Genomic DNA, 8,592 nt, shown 5'->3' with positions numbered 1-8,592 from the left:
GGGTGGCTCCCACGCCGAGGTGATGGCACTTGCCGCAGCCGGCGAGCGCGCCCGCGGCGGCACCGCCGTGGTCACCCTCGAGCCGTGCAACCACACCGGGCGCACCGGCCCGTGCACCCACGCCCTGGTGGCGGCCGGGATCAGGCGTGTCGTCTTCGCCCGCCGCGACCCCGACCCTGTCGCCGGGGGCGGGGCGGAGTGGCTGCGCGACAACGGCGTGGAGGTCGTCCACCCGGAGGGCGATGAGCTGCCCGCCCCGACGCTGGAGCCGTGGCTCACCGCCGTGGCGGCCGGCCGCCCGGCGGTCACCCTCAAGTTCGCCCAGACCCTCGATGGCTTCACCGCCGCCGCCGACGGTACCAGCCAGTGGATCACCGGGCCCGAGGCCCGCCGCGCCGTGCACGCCGACCGGGCCCACCGCGACGCGATCATCGTCGGCACCGGCACCGTGCTGGCCGACAACCCGCGTCTGACCGCCCGCCGCGACGACGGCACGGAGTATGACCACCAGCCGCGCCGCGTGGTCATCGGCACCCGCGAGGTCCCGGCCGGGCACCACCTGGCCGGGGTCTGCGAGCACTACCCCGACATCGACACCGCGCTCACCGGACTGTGGGAGAGCGGCGCGCGCGACGTGCTCGTCGAGGGCGGGGCGGGCCTGGCGGCCGGCTTCGTCGCCGCAGGTGTGGTCGACTTCGTCCAGGCCTACCTCGCCCCGAAGCTGCTCGGCGCCGGCCACCCGGTGCTCGGTCGGGCCGTGACGGACACTCTCTCCGGCGCCTTCGAGTTCGAGACCACAGCCGTGCGACGCCTCGGCGCGGACGTGTTCGTCGAGGGCGTTGCACGGCTGCGCCGTGCAACCGGGGAAGACTTGTGACCGGGGCAGGCCCCGCTACCAACTGAACGCACCCGATACCGCACCAGACCAGGAAGGACCCGCCATGTTCACCGGAATCGTCGAGGAGATCGGCCGCGTAGCAGGCATCGAGCGGCTGAGCGATGCCGCCCGCCTCACCGTCGCCGCCGAGACCGTGCTCTCCGACGCCCGCCTGGGCGACTCCATCTCGGTCAACGGCGTGTGCTTGACCGTCGCCGAGCTCGGCGAGGGCACCTTCACCGCCGACGTCATGGCCGAGACCCTCGACCGCAGCGCGCTGGGTGCGCTGGCCGAGGGCGACCCGGTTAACCTCGAGCGCGCGCTGGCCGCCGGTGGGCGCCTGGGCGGCCACATCGTCCAGGGCCACGTCGACGCCGTCGCCGAGCTGATCTCGCGCACCCCCTCCGAGCACTGGGACGTGCTGCGCTTCCGCCTGCCGGCGGAGCTGGCTCGCTACGTCGTGGATAAAGGTTCCGTCGCGGTCTCGGGCACCTCGCTGACCGTCTCGGCGGTCGGGGCGGACCACTTCGAGGTCTCGCTGATCCCGGCGACGCTGCGCGACACCGTCCTCGGCGGGCTGGGGCCCGGCGACCCGGTCAACCTCGAGGTCGACGTGCTGGCCAAGTACGTCGAGAAGCTCACCGCTGCGCGGAGCTGAACCGCGGCCCCGCCCGCGGCTGAACCAGGCGTCCGCCCGCGGGGCGCAACCAGGTGACGCAGGTCATGGCCGTGGGCGTGCACCGCGGCCGCGCGCGGTGACCGAACCGGGGGCGGAGCCGGGGTGCACCGGGGGTGCACCCACCGGAATGGGGTGGGTCGACGGGTGACTAAGGTGTAGCGCGTGACTGACAACGAGGATCGCACCACCACGGTCAGGCTGGACAGCGTGGAAGACGCCATCGCGGACATCGCGGCCGGTAAGGCCGTGGTCGTGGTGGACAACGAGGACCGGGAGAACGAGGGCGACCTCATCTTCGCCGCCGAGAAGGCCACCCCCGAGCTGGTCGCCTTCATGGTGCGCTACACCTCCGGGTATATTTGCGCGCCCGTCGTGCGCGAGGACGCCGACCGCCTGCACCTGCCGCCGATGGTCGCACTCAACGAGGACGCCCGCGGCACCGCCTACACCGTCACCGTCGACGCCGCGACGGGCAGCACGGGCATCTCCGCCACCTCGCGCGCCGAGACCCTGCGCCGCCTGGCCGACCCGAAGTCCACCGTCAGCGACTTCACCCGCCCCGGCCACGTCGTCCCGCTGCGCGCCCGCGAGGGCGGCGTGCTCGAGCGCGACGGCCACACCGAGGCCTCCATCGACCTGGCACGGGCCGCCGGCCTGCGCCCGGTGGGCGCGCTGTGCGAGATCGTCTCCGAGGACGACCCCACCGACATGGCCCGCGGGCCCGAGCTGCGCCGCTTCGCTGACGCCCACGGCCTGCACATGATCTCGATCGCCCAGCTGATCGAGTGGCGCCGCCACCACGAGGTGCTCGTCGAGCGCGTCGTGGAGACCCGCCTGCCCACCGACTACGGCTACTTCCGCGCCATCGGCTTCTGCAACACCGTCACCGGCTTCGACAGCGTCGCACTCATCGCCGGCGAGCCTGACCAAGACGGCGGCGTGGACGTGCCCGTGCGCGTGCACTCCGAGTGCCTGACCGGCGACGTCTTCGGCTCGCGGCGCTGCGACTGCGGCCAGCAGCTCGACGCCGCGCTGCGCCTGATCCAGGAGCGGGGCCGCGGCATCGTGATCTACCTGCGCGGTCAGGAGGGCCGCGGCATCGGCCTGATGGAGAAGCTGCGCGCCTACCGCCTGCAGGACTTCGGCCTGGACACCGTCGACGCCAACCTGCAGCTCGGCCACACCGCCGACTCGCGCGAGTACTCCACCGCCGCGCAGATCCTGCGCGAGCTGGGCATCAAGTCGGTGAACCTGATGAGCAACAACCCCGCCAAGGTCGCCGACCTGACCGGCCACGGCGTGGAGATCACCGGGCGCACCCGCCTGCCCGTCGAGGTCAACGAGGACAACGTCCGCTACCTGCGTACCAAGCGCGACCGCATGGGCCACGACCTGCCCGCCGTGGCGGACTGGGACGCCGCCCACCCCGTGAACCGAGGAGAGTAGGAGACCCCATGGCCAAGGAAGGACTGCCCGCCGCCGGCGCCGACACCGACTCGCTCGACGCGAGCGGACTGCGCCTCGCGGTGGTCACCGCCACCTGGAACGAGGAGATCTGCGACCGCCTGCACGAGCGTGCCCTGGCCGCCGGCCGCGCGGCCGACGCCACGGTCGAGGGTTTCCGCGTCGTCGGCGCCCTCGAGCTGCCCGTCGTCGTACAGGCCGCCGCGCGCAACTTCGACGCCGTCGTCGCCTGCGGCTGCGTCATCCGCGGCGGCACCCCGCACTTCGACTACGTCTGCGACTCGGTGACCGCGGGCCTGACCCGCATCGCCCTGGACGAGGAGACCCCCGTCGGCAACGGCGTGTTGACCACCGAGACCCGCGAGCAGGCCGTCGAGCGCTCGGGCGGGCCCGGCGCGGTCGAGGACAAGGGCGCCGAGGCCGCAGTCGCCGCCCTGCGCACCGCGCTGACCCTGCGCGAGGTGCGCGGGAACTAGAAAGAGCTTGCCGGCGCCCGCGCCGCCCCAGGCGGCGCGCAGGCGCCCCACGCCGTGACGGGCGCGCCCACGGCGCGCCGACGCGGGCGTCGGAAATCAACGCTCAACCACGGTGCATTGGCGCCGGAGGGGCGCCGGCGGGCACACTAGAGTGGTTGAGCAGAAGGGACTGCAACGTGGAGAACACGGGAAAGGCTGGGAGCGTGACCGACGCGGACCACACCGAGGGCGCCGCGCGCCGCGACCGCGCGCTGACCGACGAGGAACTGAGCTACTACAACGCGCTCGACCCCTCGGCGGTGACCTCGACCAAGCCCTGGGAGCTCGAGGTGCGCTCGCCGACGATGCGCGTCATCGGCGTGGCCTGGGTCGTCGTCGTGATGGCCGTGCACATCTTCATGGCACTGGTCGTCGGCGTCGGTGACACCGGCGCGGCGGTGACCACCATCGACAAGTGGGCCTTCGTCGGCATCGGCCTGATCATCTCCGTCGTCTGCTACCTGGGGCTCACCCGCCCGCGCGTGCGCGCCAACGCCGACGGCGTGGAGGTGCGCAACTTCATCGGCACCCGCTTCTACCCGTGGACCGTCATCTACGGGCTGTCCTTCCCCCGCGGCTCGCGCATGGCCCGCCTGGAGCTGCCGCAGTTCGAGTTCGTGCCCATGTGGGCGATGATGGCCACCGACCGCTCCACGATCCTCGACGACGTCGAGCGCTTCCGCGAGCTGGAGTCGCGCTACATGCCGCAGGAGTGAGGCGCTGACCGTGGCAGACCCCTCCACCTACCGTCCGGCCCCCGGGACGATCCCCACGTCCCCGGGGGTCTACCGCTTCCGCGACGCCGACGGGCGCGTCATCTACGTGGGCAAGGCCAAGAACCTGCGCGCGCGGCTGTCCAACTACTTCCAGGACATCACCCACCTGCACCCGCGCACCCGTCAGATGGTGCTCACCGCCGCCGGGGTGACCTGGACCGTCGTCGCCAGCGAGGTCGAGGCGCTCCAGCTCGAGTACACCTGGATCAAGCGCTACGACCCGCGGTTCAACGTCATGTACCGCGACGACAAGACCTACCCCATGCTCGCCGTGAGCATGGGCGAGGAGTTCCCGCGGGCCTTCTTCTACCGCGGGCCGCGCCGGCGCAACGTGCGCTACTTCGGGCCCTTCGCCCATGCCTGGGCCGTGCGCGAGACCCTCGAGCTGCTCACCCGCGTCTACCCGATGCGCACCTGCACCAAGGGCGTCTTCCGCCGCCACGAGCAGCTGGGCCGGCCCTGCCTGCTCGGCTACATCGACAAGTGCGCCGCGCCGTGCACCGGCAAGGTCACCGCCGCCGAGCACCGCGAGATCGCCGAGGGTTTCTGCAGCTTCATGAACGGCCACACCGACGCCGTGCGCAAGCGCCTGACCGCCGAGATGCAGCAGGCCAGCGAGGACCTCGAGTTCGAGCGCGCCGCCCGGCTGCGCGACGACCTGGGCGCGATAGACAAGCTGATGGAGCAGCAGACCGTGGTGCTCGGCGACGGCACCGACGCCGACTTGATCGCCTTTTCCACCGACGAGCTCGAGGCGGCCGTGCAGATCTTCCACGTTCGCCACGGCCGCGTGCGGGGCCAGCGCGGCTGGGTCGTCGAGAAGGCCGGCGACCAGGCCGGCGACACCGGGCCGGTCGAGGAGGGCGAGGCCGATCCGGCGCTGCCGAACCTGATCCAGAACTTCCTGATCCAGTTCTACGGCGACGCCGCGGAGCGCGCCGAGCAGGAGGCCGCCGAGGACGCCAAGCTCTACGGGCGCCGCGGGGTGGACAAGATGTCCCACGGCACCGACGCCGCCGGCGAGCACCGCACCGGCTCGCGCCGGCGCAACGAGGTCATCCCGCGGCTGATCCTGCTGCAGGACGAGCCCGAGGAGCCCGCCGACACCGCCGCGGCGCTGGAGGCGCTGCGCGGCGGGCCCGTCGAGCTGCGCGTGCCCCAGCGCGGCGACAAGCGCGCCCTGATGGAGACCGTCGAGCGCAACGCCAAGGAGGCCCTGCGCCAGCACAAGCTGCGCCGCGTGGGCGACCTCACCGCGCGCTCGGCGGCGATCCAGGGCATCCAGGACGCCCTCGGCATGGACGAGTCGCCGCTGCGCATCGAGTGCACCGACATCTCGCACCTGCAGGGCACCGACGTGGTGGCCTCCCTGGTCGTCTTCGAGGACGGCCTGTCCAAGAAGTCCGATTACCGCCGCTACCGCATCCGCGACGCCGCCGGCGACGGCCACAGCGACGACGTCGGCTCCATCGCCGAGGTCACCCGCCGCCGCTTCCTGCGCCACAACCGCGACAAGCGCTCCGTGCCCGAGGCCGAGGAGTTCGACGGCTCCAGCTTCGCCGAGGAGACCGACGCCGCCGCCAGGGTCGAGGAGATGTCGACGGACAACCGCCGCTTCGCCTACCCGCCGCAGCTGTTCATCGTCGACGGTGGCGCCCCGCAGGTCGCCGCCGCCCAGCGCGTCCTCGACGAGCTCGGTGTAACTGACGTCACATTGGCCGGCCTGGCCAAGCGCCTCGAGGAGCTGTGGGTGCCCGGCGAGGAGGACCCGGTGATCCTGCCGCGTAACTCCCAGGCGCTGTTCCTGCTCCAGCAGATCCGCGACGAGGCGCACCGCTTCGCCATCACCTACCAGCGCCAGCAGCGCTCCAAGCGCATGCGGCGCAGTGAGCTTGACGACGTCCCGGGGCTCGGCCCCGCGCGCCGCACCGAGCTGGTGCGCCACTTCGGCTCCCTGAAGAAGCTGAAGGAGGCCAGCGTCGAGGAGATCGCCGAGGTCAAGGGCTTCGGGCCGAAGCTGGCCGGCGACGTCCACGCCTCGCTGCACAAGGCGTGAGCCCGCGGCCGCCGCGCGACTGCCGGGGGAGTGCCACGCGGCCGCCGGGGAGCGCCACGCGGCCGCCGGGGGAGCGCCACGCGGCCGCCGGGGGAGCGGCACGCGGCCGCCGGGGGAGCGGCGATGACTTACCATGGGGGCCATGACCGCCGCTGACACCGAGAACCTCGGCCACCTGCTCGCCCCGCCGCTTTTGATCACCGGCATGTCCGGGGCCGGCCTGTCCACCGCGGCCAAGGTCTTCGAGGACCGCGGCTGGTTCGTCGCCCACAACCTGCCCCCGCAGCTCATGCTCGAGCTGGTGGAGATGTGCCGGGCGGACACCTCGCCGGTGGAGCACCTGGCCATTGTCACCGACGTGCGCTCGCGCATGTTCCCCGGCTCGATGATGCAGACGCTCGCCGAGCTCAAGGCCCGCGGCGTGCGCCCGACGATCCTCTTCCTCGACGCCCGCAAGGACGCGCTGATGAAGCGCTTCGACTCGGTGCGCCGCACGCATCCGCTGCAGGGCCGCGACACGCTCTCGCAGGGCATCGACCGCGAGCGCGCGATGCTCGGCGACATCAAGGAGGACGCCGACGTCAGCATCGAGACCTCCGATCTGTCGGTGCACGACCTGCGCCGCCGCATCGAGGGCGCCTTCGGCGAGTCGGTGGCCCAGCAGCCGCACGTGACCGTGCAGTCCTTCGGCTTCAAGCACGGCGCCCCGCGCGACTCCGACCTGACCGTCGACGTGCGCTTCCTGCCCAACCCGTTCTGGGTCCCCGAGCTGCGCGAGCAGCGCGGCACCGACGCGCCCGTCTCCGACTACGTGCTCAGCCGCCCCGGCGCGGCGGACTTCATCGACAACTTCCTGACGATGTTCAACTCGATGCAGGCCGGCTTCCGCCACGAGGGCAAGAACTTCATGACGGTCTCCATCGGCTGCACCGGAGGCCACCACCGTTCCGTCGCCGTCGCCGAGGAGATCGGGCGCCGGCTGCGCGAGGAGTCCGGCCTGGACGTCAACGTCATCCACCGCGACATCGCCCGCTGAACAGGCGGACCCCGATCCCGCGGGGCGCCGCAGCCGGCGGCTCCGCGCCCGCCGTACCCCGCGGGGTGGCGCGCCCGGCCATCCCGCACCCCAGACAACTGAGAGACCCGAGAGACATGCCCGACCCCGACAGCACCGCGAGCGCGGAGAAGACCGCGAGCGCCCACGCCGTATCCGCCGGTGACACCGCGCACCCGGCCCTGACCTGCCTCGGCGGCGGCCACGGGCTCTACCAGACCCTGCGCGCCGCCCGGCTGTGCGACCCGGCGAGCATCACCGCCGTGGTCACCGTCGCGGACGACGGCGGCAGCTCCGGGCGCATCCGCCGCGAGCTCGGCCAGGTCCCCCCGGGCGACCTGCGCATGGCGCTGGCCGCCCTGGCCGGCGACTGCGCGTCCGCCGACGGGCCGGGCCTGAGCGCCGAGCTGCTCCAGCACCGCTTCGGCGGCCACGGGGCGCTCGCCGGCCACGCCGTGGGCAACCTGCTCATCTCCGGGCTCGTCGAGCTCGGCGGCGACGTGCAGGAGGCCCTGGACACCGTCGCGAACCTGACCCACTCCTGCGGGCGCGTTGTGCCCGTGTGCACCCGCCCGCTTGACATCGCCGCCGAGGTCGCCGGGCTTGACGACGACCCGCGCGTGGTCCGCGAGGTCCGCGGCCAGGTCGCCGTCGCCTCCACACCCGGTTCCGTGCGCCGCGTGCGCCTGGTGCCGAGCGACCCGCCGGCGAGCTCGCAGGCCCTCGAGGCCATCCGCGGTGCGGACCTGATCACGTTGGGGCCCGGCTCCTGGTTCTCCAGCGTCATCCCGCACCTGCTGGTCCACTCCGTGGTGGACGCCATCAACGCCTCGGACGCGCTGAAGGTCGTGGTGCTCAACCTCTCGGCCGAACCGGGGGAGACCCAGGGCTTCTCCCTGGAGCGCCACATCCACATCATGGCCCAGCAGGCCCCTGCGCTGCGGGTCGACCGCATCCTGGTCGACTCCGACTCGCTGCTGTCGAAGGCCGAGCGCGCCTACCTCTCCCGAGCCGCCGGCCGGCTCGGCGCCGAGATCGTCTTCGCCGACGTGCACAGCTGCGACGGGAACGGCATGCCGCGCAACGTGCACGACCCGGAGAAGCTGGCCGCCGCCCTGACGGGCATGCTGGCCGCGGACTAGTATCGACGCGTCCCCGGGGGACAGGGAAA

8 protein-coding genes are annotated in these 8,592 nt (G+C 72.7%); all 8 read left to right on the top strand.

The window, feature by feature from the left end; translation table 11 throughout:
- Positions 1-877: bifunctional diaminohydroxyphosphoribosylaminopyrimidine deaminase/5-amino-6-(5-phosphoribosylamino)uracil reductase RibD (ribD, locus tag QP119_RS06885; RefSeq protein WP_284774731.1), on the top strand; the 877-nt coding region annotated here is incomplete at its 5' end.
- A 64-nt stretch (positions 878-941) separates the two neighbouring features.
- Entirely contained in the window at positions 942-1,535 is a 594-nt protein-coding gene (locus QP119_RS06880; protein ID WP_284774729.1) for a riboflavin synthase, read from the top strand.
- Positions 1,536-1,718: 183 nt separating this feature from the next.
- Positions 1,719-3,002, top strand: coding sequence for a bifunctional 3,4-dihydroxy-2-butanone-4-phosphate synthase/GTP cyclohydrolase II (locus QP119_RS06875; RefSeq protein ID WP_284774727.1), 1,284 nt, complete (start codon positions 1,719-1,721; stop codon positions 3,000-3,002).
- Positions 3,003-3,010: 8 nt separating this feature from the next.
- A complete protein-coding gene (ribH, locus tag QP119_RS06870) occupies positions 3,011-3,496 on the top strand; it encodes a 6,7-dimethyl-8-ribityllumazine synthase (RefSeq protein WP_284774724.1) in 486 nt (161 codons plus the stop codon).
- Between the two features lie 203 nt (positions 3,497-3,699).
- Complete coding sequence (locus tag QP119_RS06865) at positions 3,700-4,251, top strand: PH domain-containing protein (RefSeq protein ID WP_423777770.1); 552 nt, start codon at positions 3,700-3,702, stop codon at positions 4,249-4,251.
- A 10-nt stretch (positions 4,252-4,261) separates the two neighbouring features.
- Positions 4,262-6,367, top strand: a complete 2,106-nt coding sequence (uvrC, locus tag QP119_RS06860) for an excinuclease ABC subunit UvrC (RefSeq protein ID WP_284774723.1) — start codon at positions 4,262-4,264, stop codon at positions 6,365-6,367.
- A 133-nt stretch (positions 6,368-6,500) separates the two neighbouring features.
- Positions 6,501-7,403 carry an RNase adapter RapZ gene (gene rapZ / locus QP119_RS06855; RefSeq protein WP_423777769.1) on the top strand — a complete coding sequence of 301 codons (903 nt, stop codon included), beginning with the start codon at positions 6,501-6,503 and terminating at the stop codon, positions 7,401-7,403.
- Positions 7,404-7,519: 116 nt separating this feature from the next.
- Positions 7,520-8,563, top strand: a complete 1,044-nt coding sequence (locus QP119_RS06850; protein ID WP_284774720.1) for a gluconeogenesis factor YvcK family protein — start codon at positions 7,520-7,522, stop codon at positions 8,561-8,563.
- Positions 8,564-8,592: the final 29 nt, after the last annotated feature.

Origin of the sequence: Corynebacterium frankenforstense, assembly GCF_030211955.1 — a bacterium.
Classification (GTDB): Bacteria; Actinomycetota; Actinomycetes; order Mycobacteriales; family Mycobacteriaceae; genus Corynebacterium; species Corynebacterium frankenforstense_A.
Note: the sequence above shows the minus strand (reverse complement) of the source record. Positions and strands in the feature narration are given on the sequence as shown.

Excerpts from the sequence above, each read along its gene's own strand:
- QP119_RS06880 (WP_284774729.1), top strand. The coding sequence starts at position 942 with ATGTTCACCGGAATCGTCGAGGAGATCGGCCGCGTAGCAGGCATCGAG.
- ribH (WP_284774724.1), top strand. The coding sequence starts at position 3,011 with ATGGCCAAGGAAGGACTGCCCGCCGCCGGCGCCGACACCGACTCGCTC.
- rapZ (WP_423777769.1), top strand. The coding sequence starts at position 6,501 with ATGGGGGCCATGACCGCCGCTGACACCGAGAACCTCGGCCACCTGCTC.
- QP119_RS06850 (WP_284774720.1), top strand. The coding sequence starts at position 7,520 with ATGCCCGACCCCGACAGCACCGCGAGCGCGGAGAAGACCGCGAGCGCC.